Origin of the sequence: Stagnihabitans tardus, from assembly GCF_009925085.1 — a bacterium.
In the GTDB taxonomy this organism is placed as follows: Bacteria; Pseudomonadota; Alphaproteobacteria; order Rhodobacterales; family Rhodobacteraceae; genus Stagnihabitans; species Stagnihabitans tardus.
On sequence record NZ_JAABNR010000003.1, the window covers coordinates 52,471 to 72,431 of the forward strand.

18 protein-coding genes are annotated in these 19,961 nt (G+C 65.4%); 12 read left to right on the plus strand and 6 right to left on the minus strand.

Going from position 1 to position 19,961, the window contains the following annotated elements; genetic code table 11:
• Positions 1-133: 133 nt before the first annotated feature.
• Positions 134-1,534 carry an adenosylhomocysteinase gene (gene ahcY / locus GV832_RS03940; protein WP_168773533.1) on the minus strand — a complete coding sequence of 467 codons (1,401 nt, stop codon included), beginning with the start codon at positions 1,532-1,534 and terminating at the stop codon, positions 134-136.
• 121 nt (positions 1,535-1,655) lie between these two features.
• Positions 1,656-3,155 (minus strand): hypothetical protein, encoded by a 1,500-nt coding sequence (locus GV832_RS03945; RefSeq protein WP_168773534.1) that lies wholly within the window; start codon positions 3,153-3,155, stop codon positions 1,656-1,658.
• 248 nt (positions 3,156-3,403) lie between these two features.
• Between GV832_RS03945 and GV832_RS03950 the strand changes: the two genes are divergently transcribed.
• The 8 genes from GV832_RS03950 to GV832_RS03985 are packed head-to-tail and all read left to right on the plus strand — an operon-like array spanning position 3,404 to position 11,258.
• A complete protein-coding gene (locus tag GV832_RS03950; RefSeq protein ID WP_168773535.1) occupies positions 3,404-3,676 on the plus strand; it encodes a hypothetical protein in 273 nt (90 codons plus the stop codon).
• Between the two features lie 6 nt (positions 3,677-3,682).
• A complete protein-coding gene (locus GV832_RS03955; protein ID WP_168773536.1) occupies positions 3,683-4,048 on the plus strand; it encodes a response regulator in 366 nt (121 codons plus the stop codon).
• Between the two features lie 4 nt (positions 4,049-4,052).
• The gene (locus GV832_RS03960; RefSeq protein WP_168773537.1) at positions 4,053-5,978 is read left to right on the plus strand and encodes a chemotaxis protein CheA; all 1,926 of its coding nucleotides are present in this window, start codon (positions 4,053-4,055) and stop codon (positions 5,976-5,978) included.
• A 7-nt stretch (positions 5,979-5,985) separates the two neighbouring features.
• Positions 5,986-6,474, plus strand: a complete 489-nt coding sequence (locus GV832_RS03965; protein WP_168773538.1) for a chemotaxis protein CheW — start codon at positions 5,986-5,988, stop codon at positions 6,472-6,474.
• Positions 6,475-6,486: 12 nt separating this feature from the next.
• Positions 6,487-8,649 (plus strand): HAMP domain-containing methyl-accepting chemotaxis protein, encoded by a 2,163-nt coding sequence (locus GV832_RS03970; protein WP_168773539.1) that lies wholly within the window; start codon positions 6,487-6,489, stop codon positions 8,647-8,649.
• Positions 8,650-8,703: 54 nt separating this feature from the next.
• The gene (locus GV832_RS03975; RefSeq protein ID WP_168773540.1) at positions 8,704-9,258 is read left to right on the plus strand and encodes a chemotaxis protein CheW; all 555 of its coding nucleotides are present in this window, start codon (positions 8,704-8,706) and stop codon (positions 9,256-9,258) included.
• A gap of 55 nt (positions 9,259-9,313) precedes the next feature.
• Positions 9,314-10,147: a CheR family methyltransferase gene (locus GV832_RS03980; RefSeq protein ID WP_168773541.1), complete on the plus strand. Its 834-nt coding sequence runs from the start codon at positions 9,314-9,316 to the stop codon at positions 10,145-10,147.
• Positions 10,148-10,151: 4 nt separating this feature from the next.
• Positions 10,152-11,258, plus strand: coding sequence for a protein-glutamate methylesterase/protein-glutamine glutaminase (locus GV832_RS03985; protein WP_168773542.1), 1,107 nt, complete (start codon positions 10,152-10,154; stop codon positions 11,256-11,258).
• On the opposite strand, the gene GV832_RS03990 is transcribed toward GV832_RS03985, so the two are convergent.
• The 4 genes from GV832_RS03990 to GV832_RS04005 all read right to left on the minus strand — a co-directional run bounded on the left by GV832_RS03990 (position 11,259) and on the right by GV832_RS04005 (position 15,832).
• Entirely contained in the window at positions 11,259-12,140 is an 882-nt protein-coding gene (locus tag GV832_RS03990) for an NAD-dependent epimerase/dehydratase family protein (RefSeq protein ID WP_168773543.1), read from the minus strand.
• Positions 12,140-13,159, minus strand: a complete 1,020-nt coding sequence (mgrA, locus tag GV832_RS03995; RefSeq protein WP_168773544.1) for an L-glyceraldehyde 3-phosphate reductase — start codon at positions 13,157-13,159, stop codon at positions 12,140-12,142. The genes GV832_RS03990 and mgrA overlap by 1 nt, the downstream gene beginning before the upstream one ends.
• A 283-nt stretch (positions 13,160-13,442) precedes the next feature.
• On the minus strand, positions 13,443-15,491 hold the full coding sequence (gene recQ / locus GV832_RS04000; protein ID WP_168773545.1) for a DNA helicase RecQ: 2,049 nt from the start codon (positions 15,489-15,491) through the stop codon (positions 13,443-13,445).
• A 53-nt stretch (positions 15,492-15,544) separates the two neighbouring features.
• The gene (locus tag GV832_RS04005) at positions 15,545-15,832 is read right to left on the minus strand and encodes a YggT family protein (RefSeq protein ID WP_168773546.1); all 288 of its coding nucleotides are present in this window, start codon (positions 15,830-15,832) and stop codon (positions 15,545-15,547) included.
• A gap of 115 nt (positions 15,833-15,947) precedes the next feature.
• Between GV832_RS04005 and GV832_RS04010 the strand changes: the two genes are divergently transcribed.
• From GV832_RS04010 to GV832_RS04025, 4 genes are all read left to right on the plus strand, one after another.
• Positions 15,948-17,312: an MFS transporter gene (locus tag GV832_RS04010; protein WP_168773547.1), complete on the plus strand. Its 1,365-nt coding sequence runs from the start codon at positions 15,948-15,950 to the stop codon at positions 17,310-17,312.
• Positions 17,309-18,205: a penicillin-insensitive murein endopeptidase gene (gene mepA / locus GV832_RS04015; protein WP_168773548.1), complete on the plus strand. Its 897-nt coding sequence runs from the start codon at positions 17,309-17,311 to the stop codon at positions 18,203-18,205. The genes GV832_RS04010 and mepA overlap by 4 nt, the downstream gene beginning before the upstream one ends.
• Complete coding sequence (locus tag GV832_RS04020) at positions 18,178-19,050, plus strand: esterase-like activity of phytase family protein (protein ID WP_168773549.1); 873 nt, start codon at positions 18,178-18,180, stop codon at positions 19,048-19,050. The genes mepA and GV832_RS04020 overlap by 28 nt, the downstream gene beginning before the upstream one ends.
• A 72-nt stretch (positions 19,051-19,122) precedes the next feature.
• A complete protein-coding gene (locus GV832_RS04025) occupies positions 19,123-19,740 on the plus strand; it encodes a queuosine precursor transporter (RefSeq protein ID WP_168773550.1) in 618 nt (205 codons plus the stop codon).
• Positions 19,741-19,961: the final 221 nt, after the last annotated feature.

The following is a 19,961-nucleotide window of genomic DNA, read 5'->3' on the forward strand; positions in this document are numbered from 1 at the left end:
GGTTTTTTCCCCGTGAGCGGCAAAGGCGCCCCGGTTAACCTGTTCTTCACAGTGCGGTACGATTTGAACCAAGCTTTACGACCCGGTTCGGGATCGGAGAAGGCCCGCCAGTCCCCGGCGGGCCTTTTTCGGTTCAATAGCGGTAGTGCTCGGCCTTGAAGGGGCCTTCGACCTTGACGCCGATATAATCGGCCTGGTCCTTGCGCAGCTCGGTCAGCTTGACGCCGATCTTCTTCAGATGCAGGCGAGCGACCTTTTCGTCCAGGGCCTTGGGCAGGATATAGACGCCGGGGGCATAGTCCTTGCCCTTGGTCCAGAGCTCGATCTGCGCGAGGGTCTGGTTGGTGAACGACGCCGACATCACGAAGGACGGGTGGCCGGTCGCATTGCCGAGGTTCAGGAGACGGCCTTCCGACAGGAGGATGATGCGGGCGCCCGAGGGCATCTCGATCATGTCGACCTGTTCCTTGATGTTCGTCCACTTGTGGTTGCGAAGGGCCGCGACCTGGATTTCGTTGTCAAAGTGGCCGATGTTGCCGACGATGGCCATGTCCTTCATCTCGCGGATATGCTCGATGCGGATCACGTCCTTGTTGCCGGTCGTGGTGATGAAGATATCGGCCGTGGCGACTTCGTCTTCCAGGATGGTGACTTCATAGCCATCCATCGCGGCCTGAAGCGCGCAGATCGGATCGACTTCGGTGACCTTGACGCGGGCGCCCGCGCCGCGGAGGCTTGCCGCCGAGCCCTTGCCCACATCGCCATAACCGCAGACGACCGCGACCTTGCCGGCCATCATCGTGTCGGTGGCGCGGCGGATGCCGTCGACCAGCGACTCTTTGCAGCCATACTTGTTGTCGAACTTCGACTTGGTGACCGAATCGTTCACGTTGATCGCCGGGAAGGGCAAAAGGCCCTTCTTGTGCAGCTCGTACAGGCGATGGACACCCGTCGTGGTTTCCTCGGACACGCCCTTGATCGCGGCGCGCTGCTTGGTGAACCAACCGGGCGAGGCCGCCAGGCGCTTCTTGATCTGGTTGAAGAGGCAAACTTCCTCGTCCGAGGTGGGCACGGCGATCAGGTCGGTCTCACCGGCCTCGACCCGGGCGCCCATCAGGATGTAAAGCGTCGCGTCCCCGCCATCGTCGAGGATCATGTTGCAAGTGCCACCCTCGCCGCCGAACTGGAAGATCTTGTCGGTGTAATCCCAATAGTCTTCAAGGGTTTCGCCCTTGATCGCGAAGACCGGGGTGCCATTGGCGGCAATCGCGGCCGCGGCATGGTCTTGCGTCGAGAAGATGTTGCAGGAGGCCCAGCGCACATCGGCGCCCAGCGCCTTGAGCGTTTCGATCAGGACCGCGGTCTGGATCGTCATGTGAAGGCTGCCGGCAATGCGGGCGCCCTTCAACGGTTGGGAGGCGCCGAATTCCTCGCGGCAGGCCATCAGGCCCGGCATTTCGGTCTCGGCGATGGTCATTTCCTTGCGTCCGAATTCGGCCAGGCCGATGTCCTTGACGATGTAATCCGCAGCCATGCGGTCTCTCCTTCACTCGGTGATGGGCGGGCAGATAGCACGGAGCGGGCCCGGCGACAATAAAACCGCTCAAGGTTAACGCCAGACTTCCGACGAAAGGTCCAATGCGGATTTCTGCGGTTCAGAACAGGATGGAGTCGAGATCTTCGGCCATGGCCTCGACTTGGACCTCTTCGCCGGTGAAGAGGGCGTGGACCTCGCGCTCGCGGGCCATGGTGTAGAGCGGCAAGAGCGTCGAGAGAAGGCGCGGGTCGGGCCGCCCCGCCGCGCCTTGCCGGATCTCTTGCGCGGCCGAGGCCATGGTCTGCGCCAACCTCGGCAGGCTGGAAAGCCGTTGCTGGCTGGCCGCCGTCACGGCATCAAGCTGGTCGAGCGTCGCCGAAATCTTGCCCTCGACCTCGGACATCCGGGTCTCGCGGTCTTCCGCCTTGGCCAGGGTGCTCTGGATCGCCTCGACCACCTCGGTCAGCTCGGTCAGCTTGGCTGCCATGCCGGGATAATCCAGCGCATCCAATTGGCTGCGCAGTTGCCCCATTCCCTTGACCGCCACGGCGATGGTCGAGACCGCCTGGCCCGCGCTTTCGTTCACCGCCATGGCGATATAGCCCAGCTCCTGCTTGGCCAGCGCCGCATGGGCGGCCTTGACCCGGGCATTGACGGCGGCGAGGCTGATGGCCTGACCGATGTCATCCAAAGCCTCAAGCCGCAGAAGAACCTCGGAAATCTCCCCCGCGAGCCGGTCACATTGGCCGCTGATCCGCTCCATCGCGGGGCGGGCGGTCTCGGTCGCGGCAGAGAAGAGACCCTGGATATGGCTTTGCGAGATCAGCATCTTGCGCATCTCTTCCTGGCTCGGGGCAAGGCCCTCGAGCACGGAACGCCCAAGCTGGCCGATGGCGCCCAGGCTGTCGCCCAGCTCTCGCACGATCGCGGCGAGGTCATCGGCCAGGGCCTGCAACTGCGCAGCGGCCAGGGCAGAATGGGCAGAGCCCGGGGACCCCGCAGCCAGAATCGCCTCGACATGCTCCAGCCTCTGGGCGGCGGAATCCGAGAATTGAAAGGCGCTGACCAGTCGCACGATCGCCGCCTCGGCGGTTTCCATCGCGCGATGCGCCAGCCGGGCCGCATCGGCCGAGGCCCGCTCGGCCGCCTGTTCCGCCTCGACCAGGGTGATCGCGACGGTGCCCAGCTTTTCCTCGGCCCGGGCCAGGACCTGCGCCCCCGATGAGGCATCGCGGGCCATCAGCTCTTGCGCCTTGCGGAAGTTCTCGACCCCGGTCTGGGCGCGGGCCAGCTCGACCTCGATCTTCTCAGGCATGGATTTCAGGTCGTCCACGAAGGACATCAGCTCGACCGACTTTTCGCGCGTGATCTGAATGGCCGTGATCGTCGCCAGGAAATGAAAGAACAGCCGGATTCGGCTGAGCCCGGCAAGGTCGCCCGTGATCCCGTCCAGCAGGAGGCGGCGCGAAGGATCGTTCAGCCGCCTTTCCCAATCGGACATGATGGCGACGACTTCGCCCAAAAGGACCCCGAAGCGTCCGATCTTGCCGCCCTGCGCACCCTGAGCCTCGATCACCAGGCGCATCTGGCCCGCCAGATCGGCCATGAGACGCTGCATTGCCCCCAAAGTATCCGACAAGGAAGCAATGCCATCGATCACGTCCGCCCTGATTTCGCGAACCCGTGTCGTCCATACCATTGCACAGCCCTTCCCTGACCTGGGTGAAGGCTGACAGACAAGCCCTAACGGAAGGCTAATCCTGCCCGGACGGAGCAATGAAAATTTTCTCGGTCGGGGCGTGACTGTTAAGCGGCAGTTCACCTTCCGGTCCTATCACCATCTTCGTGCATCTTGGTGAGGTTCGCATGTCGGCGACGCTGTCTGGCGATGATCTTCTTCTGATATCGGCCCGCCTCTCGGTGGGTGAGGCGCAGGACAACCGTGCCCGTCTCCTGGGCCTGATGGACGGGCCCGGCCCCTTCACCATCGAATTCACCGAGGTCGAAGGATGCAGGCATCCTTCGACGATCTCGCTTCAGCTTTGTCTCGCCGCCGCGGCCCACCTGCGGGCCGAAGGCATCGCGCAGCACTTCGGGCCAGAGGCACAACGCCTTCTGGCCGCACAAAATCTCTTGTGAGGGAACATGTCAAAGACCGTCCTTTCGATTGACGACAGCAAGGCCATCCGTGACATGGTCGCCTTCACCCTGGGGAATGCGGGTTACCGGGTGATCGAGGCCGAGAATGGCCTTCAGGGGCTGGACAGGCTGCGCTCCGAACCCGTGTCGCTGGTGATCGTCGACCTGAACATGCCGGTGATGAACGGGTTCGAGTTCATCAAGAAGGCGCGGTCCGACGCCAAGGGCGCCGGCATCCCGATCCTGATGCTGACCACCGAATCCCGCCCCGAGGCCAAGGCCGAAGGCAAGGCGCTGGGCGCCACCGGCTGGCTGAACAAACCCTTCGACGCGAACATGCTTCTTACCGTCACACGAAAGCTGGCGGGTTGACCCGATGCAAGTGAACCCCGCCGTCCAAAGCTATGTGATCGAGGCGCGGGACCTTCTGGCCCAGCTCGAGACCATGCTTCTCGACCTGGAACAGGCCGCCCCGCCAGAGGCCGTCGACAGCGTCTTCCGCGCCCTGCACACCCTGAAGGGCGGCGGCGGCATGTTCGGCTTCCCGGCGCTCTCGGCCTTTGTCCATCACTTCGAGGATGCCTTCGACCTCGTCCGCATGGGCAAGATATCCGTGACGCGTCCGCTCTTGGATGCGGCCCTTGCCGGGCGCGACCATGTCATTGCCCTTCTGGATGCGGGCGGCGACCCCGAGCGGACGGATGCCCTCGCCAATTCGCCCGAGGCGGCTTCGATCCTGTCCCAGCTTGCCCGGGCCGCAAACCTCGCCCCCCCGCCCGTCGCCCCGGCGGAGCGGGGCTGGATGGTCCATTTCCGACCCGCCGCCAATGCGCTGATGCACGGGATGCGCCCCGACCTCTTGCTGGAGGAGCTGGCCAGCCTTGGCCAGTGCGAGGTGAAATGCCTGGCCCAGGGCCTGGCCCCCCTGGCGACGCTGGACCCGACGCAAAGCCATCTGGGCTGGGATGTGACCCTGCACACGACCCAGGGTCGCGCGGCCATCGAGGCTGTCTTCATCTTTGCCGAAGACGCCGAACTGACCATCACAGAGATTGCCCCGCCCGAGGTCGAAACCAAGGCAGAGGGTCCGGCGCAGGTCCGCAGCACGGCGCCGAGCCGGGCACAGCACAATCCCGAAACCGTGCGCGTTCCCTCGTTGAAGCTGGATGCCATCCTTGACCAGTTGGGCGAATTGGTCATCGCCCAGGCGCGGCTGAACCAGATCGCCTCTCGCTTTGGCGATTCGACGCTGGATGGCCTGGTGGAGGAGTTTCAGCGCCTGATCGGGGGCCTGCGCGACACGACGCTGGCCATCCGGATGCTGCCGATCGAGACGGTCTTCGGCAAGTTCCGCCGCGTGGTCCGCGACCTGTCGGTCGAACTGGGCAAGGAAGTGATCCTGGAAACCGAGGGCGGCGAAACCGAGATCGACAAGAACGTGCTCGACCGCCTGTCCGAACCCCTGGTCCACATGATCCGCAACTCGGTCGACCACGGCATCGAATCCACGGCCGAACGCGTGGCGGCGGGCAAGCCGGCCCAGGGCCTCGTCCGCCTGGCCGCCTGTCAGGATGCCGGGGAAATCCTCATCACGATCGAGGATGACGGCAAGGGCCTGGATCATGAGCGCATCCGGCAAAAGGCCATCGAACGCGGGATCCTTGCTCCCGAAGCCACGCCGACCGAAAGCCAGCTGGCCGAGCTGATCTTCGCCCCCGGCTTCTCGACCGCCGAAAAGGTCTCCAGCGTCTCGGGGCGCGGGGTCGGGATGGATGCGGTGATGACGACGATCTCCGCCCTGCGCGGCTCGGTCGAGGTCATGTCGCGCAAGGGCGAGGGCACGCTGATCTCGCTGCGCCTGCCCCTGACGCTGGCCATCATCGACGGGCTTCTGGTGCAACTGGGCGGCGACATCTTCGTCATGCCGCTGATCGCCGTGGATGAATGCGTCGAGTTCGACCTGACCGAGCTGAAGCGCGACAGCGGCCGCACCATGCTGGCCATCCGGGACGAGATGGTGCCTTTCGTCGACCTGGCCCATGTCTTCGGCGTGCCCGTCGATGGCGTGGCCCGGCGCCGCGTCGTCATCGTCCGGGCAGAGGGGCAGCGGATGGGCCTGGTCGTCGATGACATCCTGGGCCAGCACCAGACCGTCATCAAGCCCATGTCGCCCTTCCACGCCGACCTGGCCGACTTTGCCGGCGCAACGATCCTTGGCGATGGCACCGTAGCCCTGATCCTTGACACAACTTCGCTGCTGCGGCGCCTGTTGGACAGCCCGTCGCAAGCCCTTGCCGCCTGAGGTCACGATGGAAGCACTTCCCCCGATGGACGAGACAGAGACAGGGCCGGAAATGTCCCTGATCCTGCGATTGAACGGCGAATCCCTCGCGATCCCCGTGCGCCATGTGCACGAGGTGATCAACGCCATCCCGCGCACAAGGGTGCCCAATGCCTCGGCCATGGCGCCCTGGCTGATCAACGTGCGCGGCGCGGTGGTGCCGCTGGTCGATGTGCGGCGCCGGTTGAAGATGCCGCCCCGCGACCATGACGACGGGCGGATCGTCGTGCTGGATATCCCGCGCGGTGCCGAAAGCCACAGGCTGGCCCTTCTGGCCGATGGCGTTGAAGAGGTGATGGAAATCGACCCTCTCCGCATCGAACCCCTGCCCCCAAGGGGCGCGCCCTGGCCGATCGAGTTCGTTCGCGGCTCGATCCGCCGCGACGGTGACCTGGTCCTGATCCTGGAACCCGAATCCCTGTTCGAGCCCGAAACCGGCTCCCGTCCCCTCCATTGAGCGAGACCTGTCATGAAACTGACCATAAAGACCAAGCTTGGCGCGACTTTCGGACTGATCCTCGTCCTTCTGGGGGCGATTTCCTGGATCGGGCTCAATGCGCTGGAAGACCTGAACACCGAGGTGAACAGACTGGCGACGGTGAACAACCGCCAGGTCGAGCTGGCGGGGGACCTGCGGCAGATCTGGACGCGGATGGATTACCTGACCCTGCGTCACATCCTGGTGTCCACTGAGGAAGAGATGCTGGCCATCGAAGAGACTCTCGGTGATCTGCGGACGGAGCAGAATGCCGAACTTGACGAACTGGCCAAGCTGGACGACGGGTTGCTCACCAAGGCGCTGGAGGAACTGGTTCAGGTCAGCACCCTGATCGCCACCCAGCGCGACGAGGTGCTGAGACTCTCGCGCACGGGCAGCCGCGCCGAATCCGGGGCCCTGGTCGTGGCCAATGTGGTCAAGGAATCCGAAGAGGTCGGCCGACGCGAAGGCAGCTTGCAGGACGCGGTCATCGCCTCGGGCGCCATGGGGGTCGATCCCTTCATCAACCAGGTGGATGTCGTCAGCGATCTGGCCTTGCGGGTCAATCTCAAGACCTCGGTCCTGGATTCGCACAAGGAAGATGGCGCCATCGCCGAGCTTTCGGCCGAATTGCAGGCCCTGATGACCGAGACCGAGGCCGAATTGCAGCGGCTGAACGAAATGAACGGCGGCCGCTACCGGCTGGAATACGAGGCCTTCGAAAAGGCCATCCAGGCGGTGCTGACGACCGGTTCCGAGGTGGTTCGCCTCGTCGTGGAGAATTCCGAGAACAAGGCCGAACTCATTCTCTTTGGCGAGTTGGGCAAGCTGGTGACGCGCCGCAACACCGTGCTGGCCGATGTCATCACCTCTGTCGACGCCGAAACCGCCGAAACCATCGCCACTGCGGCCGAGGCCTATGGCTCCAGCCGGTCCCTGATCGTGGCCTTTGCCGGCCTGGCCATCGGGGCGGGCATCATCGGGGCCGTCCTGATCGTGGTCTCGATCACACGCGGGCTGAACCGCGCCGTGGGTGCAGCCCGCAAGGTGGCACAGGGCGACCTGAATGCCGATGTCCACGCAACCTCGAGGGACGAATTGGGCGACCTGATGACCGCCATGGGCGAGATGACCGGTTCGCTCAAGGCGATGACCGCGACGGCCGAGGCGATCTCGCGCGGGGATCTGACCGTGACGACCAAGCGTCGGTCGGATGCGGATACCCTGGGCATCGCGCTGGAGCGGATGCTGACCAAGCTGCGCGACGTGGTGGGCAACATGGCCGTCTCGTCGCAAAGCGTGGCCTCTTCGGCCCATGCCATGAGCTCGACCGCCGAGGACCTGTCCTCGGGCGCGACCGAACAGGCGGCGGCGGCGGAACAGGCCTCCTCGGCCATGGAGGAGATGAGCGCGAACATCCGGCAATCGGCCGACAATGCCGCGCAGACCGAAAAGATCGCGACCCATGCGGCCACCCAGGCCAAGGAAAGCGGCGAGGCGGTGGGCGAGGCCGTGCAAGCCATGCGCACCATCGCCGACAAGATCACCATCATCCAGGAGATCGCGCGGCAGACCGACCTCCTGGCGCTGAATGCCGCGGTCGAAGCGGCGCGGGCCGGCCAGCATGGCAAGGGCTTTGCCGTCGTCGCCTCCGAGGTGCGCAAGCTGGCCGAACGCAGCCAGCAGGCAGCGGGTGAAATCAACGAGCTCTCGGGCCGCACGGTCGATGTCAGCCGCAAGGCTGGCGAGATGTTGACGACCCTGGTGCCCTCGATCCAGCGCACGGCGGACCTGGTGCAAGAGATCTCAGCCGCGATGCGCGAGCAGAACACCGGGGCGGATCAGATCAACCAGGCGATCCGGCAACTGGATACGGTGATCCAGCGCAATGCCTCGGCCTCGACCGAAGCCGCTTCGGTTTCGGATGGGCTGGCGGCCCAGTCCGAACAGCTGCACGGCATCATCAGCTTTTTCAAGCTGGATGAGAAGGACGGGCGGCCCGCTGCCGCGCCGCGTTCCGGCCGCCCGGCGCCGTCCAGCACCGCAGCCCAGTGGCGCGCCCCCTCGCAGCGCGGCGTCATGGACGGGACCACAGGCATGGTTCTGGACCTGACGGAAGGCGACGTGAAGGACTCGGACTTCGAGCGGTTCTGACACCCAAGGGTGGCGCGACGGGCGCGCCACCCCCTCCTTCCGGCGGATAGACCCATGCAGGCAGTTGACCAGACCTCGAACCCACGCCCCGGATTGCGCAGCCGTCTTGGCGCCGCCGTCCCGATCGAGACCGAAACATCGACCTTCGTGACTTTCGACCTGGGCGATCAGACCTTTGCCGTGGATGTCGCCAATGTGCGCGAGATTCTTGATGCGCAAGAGATTTCGCCGCTGCCCAACGCGACCTCGGACCTGATGGGGATGATCGACATTCGCGGCCAGGGGATTCCGGTGATGGACCTGAGCTTGCCGCTGGGCCTGCACCGTCGCACCCATGGCGAGGCGGATGAGCGGCTGATCGTGCTCGACTTCGCCGAGGATGCCGCACCAACCGTGGCCATCGCAGCCGACCGGGTGCGCAGCGTGATCGAGATCGCGGCCTCGGTCATCGACCCGGTGCCGCAGGTGCCCGGAACCTGGGCCTCCGGCGCGATGAAAGGCGTCACGCGGCTGGATGGGGCGCTGGTCTATGTGATCGACCTGCGTGAGGCACTGCGCATGGCGCCGCAGGACAGATCAGGGCTGAAAGGGCCCTTTGACTTCGACTGACATGCCGGACTATGCCCAGACAATCGACGCCCCATTCCCCCAGGAGGGTCGGCGCATGTCGCGCCGCATCGCGAGGATTCTCGTCGAGCGCTTGAAGGCCGTGGCGGGCATCCGTGTCGATCCGCAGAACGAGCAGTTCCTGACCTTTCGCCTGAACCGGAGGCTCGATGCATTGGGCCTGGCAAGCTACGAGGACTATCTCTCGATCCTCGAGGGCCCCAAGGGAGAGGCGGAGACCGCGCGGCTTGTCGAAATGCTGGTCACCCATACGACCAGTTTCTTCCGCGAGCCCGCGCATTTCGACTGGCTGGCCAAGACGGGCCTGCCCAGTCTTTGCGACAAGGGCGCAGGGCGCCTGCATCCCCTGACCATCTGGAGCGCGGCTTGTTCCACCGGGCCAGAGCTCTGGTCGGCCGGGATCGTGGTCGATCAATTCGCCCAAGCGATCCCGGGCGGGCTGCGCTGGGGGATGATCGGCACCGATATCTCGGCAAACGTGCTGCGGCGGGCGGCCGGGGCGGTCTTTAGCGCGACAGAGATGGCGGGCATCCGCGAGGAGGACAAGCGGCAGTATTTCCTGCGCTCGCGCCCTGGCGTGGCGACAGAGAACGGGATGCCGATCTTCCGCGTCGCGCCGGAATTGCGCAGCCGCGCCAGCTTTCTTCAGGCCAATTTGCTGCAACCCCTGCCCGACTTTCCGCTGGCCGACCTCGTCTTTCTGCGCAACGTCCTGATCTATTTCGCCCTCGAGGATCGCCAGACCTGCCTCGGCCATGTCTGCGCAAGGATCCGCTCCGGCGGATATCTGCTCCTGGGGCACAGCGACAGCCACCATGGCCTGCCTCCCGGCCTGACCCAATGCGGCCCCTCGATCTTCCGAAAGGTATGAGCCCATGACCCACCAGCCCACAGCGATCCGACCTGCCGGCGGGAAGAAAGCAGGCGCGATCCGGGTCTTCATCGTCGACGACAGCGCCGTCGTGCGGCGGGCGCTGACCGATATCCTTGCGGCCGACCCCAGGTTCGAGGTCATTGCCGCCGTCAACGACCCCTTCGCGGCGGCCGAAAGGCTGCGGCATGTCCTGCCCGACGTGATCGTCCTGGATATCGAGATGCCGCGAATGGACGGCGTCACCTTCCTGAAGAAACTGATGGCGCAGCATCCGATCCCGGTGGTCATCTGTTCGTCGCTGGTGGCCGACAAGTCCGAGACCTTGCTGGCCGCCCTGGCCGCCGGCGCGGTCGAGGTCATCGCCAAGCCGGAACTGGGCGTGAAGCAATTCCTGGAAGAGGCCGCCGCCCAGGTGCGGGAAGCGGTCTTTGCCGCCGCCCGCGCCAAGGTCAAGGTGATCCACAGCCCGCCACCCGTCGCGCCGAAACTCTCGGCCGATGCGATGCTGCCGGCACCCAGCGGCGCGGCCATGCTGCGAACGACCGAGAAGATCATCGCCATCGGCGCCTCGACCGGCGGGACCGAAGCCCTGCGCGTCCTCCTGGAAAGCATGCCGATGGACTGCCCGCCCATCGTCATCGTGCAGCACATGCCCGAAAGCTTCACGGCGGCCTTCGCCAAAAGGCTGGATTCGATCTGCGCCATCACCGTGTCCGAGGCGCGCAACGGTGACCGGCTCTTGCGCGGCCATGCCCTGATCGCGCCGGGCAACAAGCACACCCTGCTCGCCCGCTCGGGCGCCCATTACATGGTCGAGGTCCGCGACGGCCCCATGGTCTCGCGCCACCGGCCCTCGGTCGATGTGCTGTTTCGCTCGGTCGCGCGTTTTGCCGGGTCGAATGCGGTGGGGATCATCCTGACCGGCATGGGCGACGATGGGGCCAAGGGCATGAAAGAGATGCGCGACCTCGGCGCCTCGACCATCGGGCAGAACGAGGCGAGCTGTGTCGTCTATGGCATGCCGAAAGAGGCCATGGCTGCCGGTGCCGTCGAGCAAGAGCTGCCGCTGGAGCGGATCGCGGCGGCAGCCCTGCGCTTGGCAAAATGATCAGACCAGGTCGCGCCAGTCGTAATTCTGCTTGAACCCCAGGACCTTGCGGATCTTGGCATTGGACAGCGGCGCGTCGAAGCCCTGCAGCTCCCCCTTGATCGGGGTCTTCGGCGCCACTTTCGCCAGGAAATCCCGCGTGGGCTCCCGCGCGGTGATATTGTCATTCACCGCGTTGAAGACCTGGTAGCCCAGACCGTCCTTGCGGACACAGAGGTCCACGATCTGGCCGAGGTCGCGGGCGTCGATATGGCTCCAGGCATTGCGCTTGCGGATCAAGGGGTTGGCGAGCCACTCGGGGAAGTTCGCATAGTCCTCGACCGACAGGACATTGCCGATCCGCAAGGCATAGATGTCGGCGCCGAAGCGTTCGGCAAAGGCGCGGGCGGTTTTCTCGCCGACCACCTTCGACAGGCCATAGGAGTCCATCGGGTCGACGTCATAATCCTCGGTCAGCGGGAATTCCTTGTAGTCGCGGTCGCCTTCCGCAAAGCAGACGCCATAGGTCGTCTCGGAGGAGGCCACGATGACCTTGCGGATCCCCAGCTTCATCGCGGCCTCGATCACGTTGTAGGTCGAAGTCACGTTTTCGATGAAGGTCGCATTGTCCGGCCGCATCAGGATGCGCGGCACAGCGGCGAAATGGACGACCGCATCCGGGCGTGCCGGGCCGCCCGGCGCGGCATAGCCCTCATAGCCGAAATGGCAGGAGAGCGCGTTCATCGTTTCGCCGCCATCGGTCAGATCGGCCAGGAGCGTATGGACGCCGGGGTGGTTCAGGACCACCCGGTCGACGTTCAGGACCTGGTGACCCTGGGCCAGCAGATAGGGGATGACGTCACGCCCGGCCTTGCCCGAGCCTCCAGTGAAAACGATGCGCATCAGTCGCTGAGCCCCCGCCACAGATCGATGCCGCCTTCGGTGGCATGATGGTTGATATCGGCCAATTCGGCCTCGGTGAAAGACAGATTCTTCAAGGACTCCAAGGAGTCGTCCAGCTGCGCCACGTTGCGCGCCCCGATCAGGGCCGAGGTGACGCGCGGATCGCGCAGCACCCAGGCGATGGCCATCTGCGCCAGGCTCTGCCCGCGCTGCTTGGCGATCTCGTTCAGCGCGCGGATGCGGCCCAAGTTTTCCTCGGTCAGGAGCTTCATGTTGAAGGACCCGCCCTTGGCCGCCCGCGCATCCTGCGGCACGCCGTCGAGGTATTTCGCCGTCAGCATCCCCTGGCCCAGGGGCGAGAAGGCGATGCAGCCCGCGCCGACCTCTTCCAGCGCGTCCAGAAGACCAAATTCGATCCAGCGGTTGACCAGCGAATAGCTGGGCTGGTGGATCAAAAGCGGCACGCCCTCGGACCGAAGAATCGCGGCGGCCTGTTTCGTCCGCTCCGGCCCATAGGAGGAGATGCCGACATAAAGCGCCTTGCCCTGGCGGTGCAGCTGCACCAGGGCCGACATGGTCTCCTCCAGCGGCACGTCCAGGGTGGGGCGGTGCGAGTAGAAAATGTCGAAATAGTCGAGCCCCATGCGGCGAAGGCTTTGATCGGCCGAGGCCAGCACATGTTTGCGCGACCCGCCCAGGCCATAGGGGCCGGGCCACATGTCCCAACCGGCTTTCGACGAAATGATCAGCTCGTCGCGATGCGCCTTGAAGTCCTTGGCGAAGATGATGCCGAAATTCTCCTCCGCCGAGCCATAGGGGGGGCCGTAGTTGTTGGCGAGGTCGAAATGGGTGACGCCGCGGTCAAAGGCGCGGCGCAGGACGGCGCGGTAGGTCTCGAAGACATCGGTGCCGCCGAAGTTCTGCCAGAGCCCCAGCGAAATCGCCGGCAGCAAAAGCCCGGAGCGCCCGCTGCGGCGATATTGCATCTGGTCGTAACGGTCTGGGGCGGCGAGATACATTCGGGGCTCCTTCTGGCTGAGGCACAGAGCTAGTCCCCCTTGCCCGGGGTTTCAAGGAAAACGTTTGCCGCTGCGGAGACCCCGGGGAGTCTGTCTGCTTCCCGGACCCCGCCGAGGATCTTCTTGGACCAGTGAAATGGAGCGGGAAAGGCTGTGGGAAGGAAATCGGTTTTTCTTTCTGGATCATCATCTTGCTGCGCAGCGAAACATGCTTGACGAAGCGTAAATGCTGCGCAGCATTTGCCATCTTGCGCAGGGCTGCTCCGGGCCCCGACCCGGAGCCTCAGGCCTTGCGCAGAACCTCGAGGAAGGCATGGCCGAAGCGCTCCACCTTCTGCTCGCCCATGCCCTGGACATGGTAGAGCTCGTCGAGGCTGGCGGGGCGGCGTTCGGCGATCTGGCGCAGCGTGGAATCGGTGCAGCTCAGGTATTTGCCCGTCCCATCCTCGCCCCGCGACAGGGCGAGCTGCGTCTCGGCCAGGCGGTCGAAAATCGCCCCGGCCTCGCGACCCACCAGCTTGCGCCGCGCCGGGGAGGGCATCTCGGCCGTGCCGCCCAGGATGACCTGCAAAAACGCCTCGCCGTAGCTTTCCAGCTTCTTCACGCCGATGCCGGTGATGCCGAACATCTCGTCCAGGGTCTGGGGCTTTTTCTCGGCCAGCTCCATCAGGGTGCGGTCGGGGAAGATGACATAGGCGGGGACGCCCTGCGCCTCGGCCAAGGCGCGGCGTTTCGCTTTCAGCGCGGAGAGCAGCGGCAGGTCGTCATCGGCCAGCTGGGTGTTGACCTTGGCGACATAGGACGAGGCCTTTTCGACCGTATCGGCGCGCAGCGTCACCTGGACCTCGCCGCGCAGGACGGGGCGCGCGGCCTCGGTCATGTAGAGGCCGCCGTTCTGCTCGGGGTCGGGGCGGATCAGGTCGCGGCCCATCATCTGGCGGAAGACGGCGCCCCAGGCGGGTTTCGAGAGATCCTTCCCGGCGGCATAGGTTGGCAGCTGGTCATGGCCGCGCTCCTTGACCTTGGAGGTCGGCGTCCCGGTCAGCACGTCGATCAGGTGGCCCGCGCCGAAGCGTTGCCCGGTGCGCAGCACCACGGACAGGGCCTTGCGCACGGCCTCGGTCGCGTCAAAGAGCTTCGCGGGCCGCTCGCAGAGGTCGCAATTGCCGCAGGGGCCGGAGTCCTCGCCGAAATAGCCCAGAAGCACCTGGCGGCGGCAAGCCGTGGCCTCGGCCAGGCCCAGAAGCGCGTTCAGGCGGCCGTGGTCGGCCTCCTTCCGCTCCAAGGGCGCGGCGCCCTCGTCGATCTGGCTGCGGCGGAGGCGGATATCCTCCGGCCCGTAAAGCGTCAGCGTATCGGCAGGGCCGCCGTCGCGGCCGGCGCGGCCGATCTCTTGGTAGTAACCCTCGATCGACTTCGGCAGGTCGGCATGGGCGACCCAGCGGATATCGGGCTTGTCGATGCCCATGCCGAAGGCAACGGTCGCCACGACGATCAGCCCGTCTTCCTGCTGAAAGCGCAGCTCGGCCTGGCGACGCTCCTCCGGGTCCATCCCGGCGTGGTAATAGATCGCCGGATGGTCCGCCTCGCGCAGGGCCTGGGCCAGGACCTCGCACTTGGACCGGCTGCCGCAGTAGACGATGCCGGACTGGCCCTTGCGGAGCTTGACATAGGACAGGATCTGCTCGCGCGGGGAGTCCTTGACGGCGAAGCAGAGGCGGATGTTCGGCCGGTCGAAGCCGCGCAGGAAGGTGCGCGGTTCGACGCCGTCGAAGAGCCGCGTGACGATCTCGGCCCTGGTTTCGGCGTCCGCCGTGGCGGTGAAGGCGGCGAGGGGGACGCCCATGGTCCGCCGCAGCTCGCCGATGCGCAGGTAGTCGGGGCGGAAGTCGTGGCCCCATTGGCTGACGCAATGCGCCTCGTCCACCGCGATCAGGCTGACGCCGACGCGGCGCAGCATGGGCAGGGTGCCGGGCAGGGCCAGGCGTTCGGGCGCCAGATACAAGAGCTTCAGCCGCCCGGCATCGAGTGCCGCAAAGACATCCTCGGTCTCGGATTCCGTATTGCCGGAGGTCAGGGCCCCGGCCTCGACCCCCGCCGCGCGCAAGCTGCGGACCTGGTCCCGCATCAGCGCGATCAGCGGCGAGATCACGACCGTCACCCCATCGCGACAAAGCGCAGGCAGCTGGAAGCACAACGACTTCCCCCCGCCCGTCGGCATGATGGCCAGCGTGTTCTCCCCCGCGATGACCGCCTGGACGATCTCTTCCTGGCCGGGCCGAAAGCCCGCAAAGCCCCAGACTTGGTGGAGCAGCTCTTCCGGTGCGGTCATGGGGTCAATCTGGAACACATGGGACTTATGCCCCAATCCTGGTTAAGGCCGGGTTAATGGAAGCTGTAGAGGTTGTTGCGGACCACGATTTCCAGCGCATAGATCGCCAGAAGCACGATCAGCGGCGCAAAGTCGATGCCGCCGCCGATCGGGATCAGGCGACGGACGCGGCCATAGACCGGCTCCAGCGTGCGGTTCAGCCCGTACCAGATCTGCGCGACCAGGGGCTGGCGCAGGTTCAGGACCTGGAAGTTGATCAGCCAGCTCATGATGACATGGACAAGGACGATCCAGCGGGCGACGCCCAGGACCAGGAGAAGGATTTGCAGGATCGACGTCATGAGCTTCCCTTTCGGTTGCGTAGATGTGGTAGCTTGAACCCGGGGCTTCCGCAATCTCTGGCTTGCTTAATTGCGGGGCTTGGGGCTTCATCGCGGGAAAAGATGGGGTTGTGGCATGGGAACGGCAAGCCAGGTTTCGGCAAGGCGGCGCATCTGGGGCTGGTGGTTCTTCGACTGGGCAAGCCAGCCCTATAACACCCTGCTTCTTACTTTTGTCTTTGGCCCCTATTTCCAGCAGGTCGCCACGGCGCATTTCGCGACCCAGGGCCTGGCCCCCGAGGCCGCCAGCGCCGCGGCCCAGGCCTATTGGGGTTGGGGCCAGTCGATCACCGGCATCCTGATCGCGGTCCTGGCGCCCCTGCTCGGCGCATTTGCCGATGGCGCGGGGCGGCGGATGCCCTGGATCTGGGGCTTTTCGGGGCTTTATGTGCTCGGCTCCTTCATGCTGTGGTTCCTGATCCCCTCCTCCCCCGACCTCTTGATGGCGCAGATCTGGTTCGGCCTCGGCCTGATCGGGATGGAGTTCGCGACGATCTTCACCAATGCCCTGATGCCCGACCTTTGCGACGACGAGGAAATGGGCAAGGTCTCGGGCTATGGTTTCGCCTTTGGCTACCTGGGCGGGATCCTGGCGCTGGTCGTCATGCTTCTGTTCTTGGCCGAGAACGGCGCGACGGGCAAGACGCTGATCGGGCTGGACCCTCTCTTTGGCCTGGACGCCACCGCGCGGGAGGGGACGCGGTCGGTCGGGCCCTTTACCGCGCTGTGGTTCGTGGTCTTCATGGCGCCCTTCTTCCTGTGGGTGCGCGAGGTGCCAAGGGTGGCGACAGGCGCGGGCCGCGCGCTGCAAAGCCTGATGACCCTGATCCGCAGCCTGCCGCAAAGGCCCTCGCTGTTTGCCCATCTTGGGTCCTCGATGATCTACCGCGACGCCTTGAACGCGCTTTATGCCTTTGGCGGGGTCTATGCGGCGGGGGTCCTGGGGTGGAGCATCACCCAGATCGGCGTCTTCGGCATCGCGGGGGCCTTGGCGGCGGCGGTCTTCTCCTGGATCGGAGGCCGGGCGGATTCGGCGCGGGGGCCGAAGCCCGTGATGGTCGTCTCGATCTGGGTGCTGATCGCGGTTTGCCTGGTGATCGCAGGGATGACGCCGGAGAGCTTCTACGGCGTGGCGCTGGCGCCGGGCATGGCGGACAAGATCTTCTACGCCTGCGGCATGCTGATCGGGGCGGCGGGGGGGACGCTGCAATCCTCGTCGCGGACGATGATGGTCTTCCACACCACGCCCCAGCATGCGACCGAGGGCTTCGGGCTTTATGCTTTGTCGGGCAAGGTGACCTCCTTCATTGCGCCGGCGGCGGTGGCCTTGGCCACGACGATCAGCGGAAGCCAACGCATGGGCATTGCCATCCCCCTGATCCTGTTGTTCCTTCTGGGGATGGTGCTGCTGGGCTGGGTGAAGCCCAAGGGGGAGAGATGAAAAGCTGGATCAAGGCCCTGGCGCTGGCCGCCGGACTGGCGCTGGCCGCCGGGGGGGGCTCTGCCGAAACCACGGCCGCCAAGCTCTTTGCCGCCGTCCCCCTGCCGACTTCGGGACCTGCGATGCCCGTGGGCTCCACCTCCCGCGGTTGCGCGGCGGGGAATGTCGAATTGGCCGAAAGCGGGCCGACCTGGCAGGCCATGCGCCTGTCGCGCAACCGCAATTGGGGCCAGCCGGTGCTGGTGCAGTATATCATGGACCTCTCGGCCGCCGTCACCCAGGTCGGCTGGAAGGGGCTTTACGTCGGCGACCTGAGCCAACCGCGCGGCGGGCCGTCGGCCTCCAGCCATGCCAGCCACCAGACCGGGCTGGACGTGGACATCTGGTACACGATGCCCGACCGGCTGGACCTGTCGCGCAAGCAGCGCGAAAAGCTCTCGGCCATCTCGATCCGGACCGAGGATCAGCTTTCGGTCAACGGCAACTACTCGCAGGCCCATCGCGAGATGCTGCGGCTGGCGGCCTTGGACCCGCGCGTCGACCGGATTTTCGTCGCCGCCGCCATCAAGATCGAGATCTGCAAGACCGCCACTGCCGCCGACAAGGCTTGGCTGCAAAAGCTGCGCCCTGCGGCGGGGCATGATGACCATATGCATGTCCGCCTGAAATGCCCCAAGGGCGCGACCCAATGCGAGACGCAGACACCCTCGGTGTCGGAGCTGTCGAAGGGCGGCAATGGCTGCGATGACACGCTGATGTGGTGGGTCTCGGATGAATACCTGCACCCGAAGCCGGTGAAAAACGCCCCGAAGACGCCGCCCAAGAAGCACCCGCGCCAATATGTCATGTCCGACCTGCCAGCCCAATGCGCTTCCGTTCTCTCGGCCGACTGATCCTTGGCCTCTGGCTGGTCGGCATGCAAAGCAGCGCCGGGCCGCTGCCCGCAGAGGGCTGGCTGCAAAGCCATGACCTGAAAGGGCTTCCGGGCGGAGGATATTCGGCGCTGCATCTGTCGCCGGATGGGCTGCGCGGCCTGGTGATGACCGACAAGGGCGGGCTGATGCGGCTGAGCCTGACGCGGGACGCCGAAGGACGGATCACGAAGGTCAAGGCCGGGCGGCTGGAGCCGATCCTCGACACCAATGGCAAGCCGCTCCGCCCCGGGCAAAACGACACCGAGGGGCTTGCGGTTGCGGCGGACGGGCGGCTCTGGATCTCGACCGAGGGCACGGCGCGGGTCCTGGCCTTTGACGCCCTCGGCGCGGTGCCCCAGCGGATGCGGCGCCCCATGGTCTTCGCCCGCTTCCCGCCGAACACCGCCTTCGAGGCCCTGGCACTCTCCCCCCAAGGCGAGCTCTGGCTGATCCCCGAGGCGCCGCTGACCCCCGGCCTCCTTCCGGTCTATGTCTGGTCGGGCACGGATTGGGAGGAGCGCCATACCCTGAAGGCCGATCCCTTCTGGCTGGTCGCCGATGCCGCCTTCGACGACCGGGGGCGGCTTTACCTCCTGGAGCGGCTCTTCGCCGGCCCCGCCGGTTTCGCCAGCCGTTTGCGCCGCTTCGACATCGGCGCGACGGAGGGAGAGGTCATCCTGCGAACCCCGCTCGGCGCCCATGACAACCTGGAGGGGCTGAGCCTCTGGCGCGACACGGAGGGCCTGCGGGCCTCGATGGTCTCGGACGACAATTTCCTGAAGGTCTTTCGCGCGGAACTGGTGGAATATCGCTTGCCGGATTGACCGGAGCGGCGTATCTGCCGCCCGTCCCATCATGGGCCAAGTCTCCGCGACCTTGTAAAAAACGGAAATGACATGAAAACGCTTCTGCCTGGCATCACTGCCATGGCGATCCTCGTGGTCGCTTCGAATATCCTCGTGAACCACCCGCTCGGCGCCTATCTCACCTGGGGCGCGCTGACCTATCCCTTCACCTTCCTCGTCAACGATGTGATCAACCGGCTGGAGGGCAAGCGCGCGGCGCGCATCGTCGTGCTGGCGGGCTTCGTCGTGGGCCTGGCCTGTTCGGTCGTGGCCGCGCAGATCCCCGGCCTGACCACGCTGCGCATCGCCTTGGGCTCTCTGACCGCCTTCGCGCTGGGCCAGCTTCTGGACATCACCATCTTCGACCGCCTGCGCCGCGCGGCCTGGTGGCGGGCGCCCCTGGTGGCGACGATCTTCGGCTCGACGCTCGACTCCGTCGTCTTCTTCACGATCGCCTTCGCCGGTTTCCTGACCTTCCTGGAGCCCGGAAACGACGTGAGCTGGGCGGGTGAGATCGGGCCCCTGCTGGGCTGGGGCCCCCTCGTGCCCTACTGGGTTTCGCTGGGCCTGGCCGACTGGGCGGTCAAATTTGCCATCGCCTTGTTCGGTCTGCTGCCATTCCGTCTAATTATCGCGAAATTGGCCCGGCCGAGCGCGGAAAGCTTTTGACAAAGCGCGAAACCCTGTCAGACTCACCCTATCGATAACCAATTCGAAAGGAGGTGATCCAGTGTCGAGAGTGATATTGGAGAGAGGTGTCGGGACAGCCGGGAGGATGATTTTCTAAGGGCAACCCCTTGAAAAATCTAATCCAGGTTGGATGGATGCCCTAACTGGCCCATCTCCTTGGAACTCGGGAAGGGTCGCATCGCGCGACCCTTTCTCGTTTT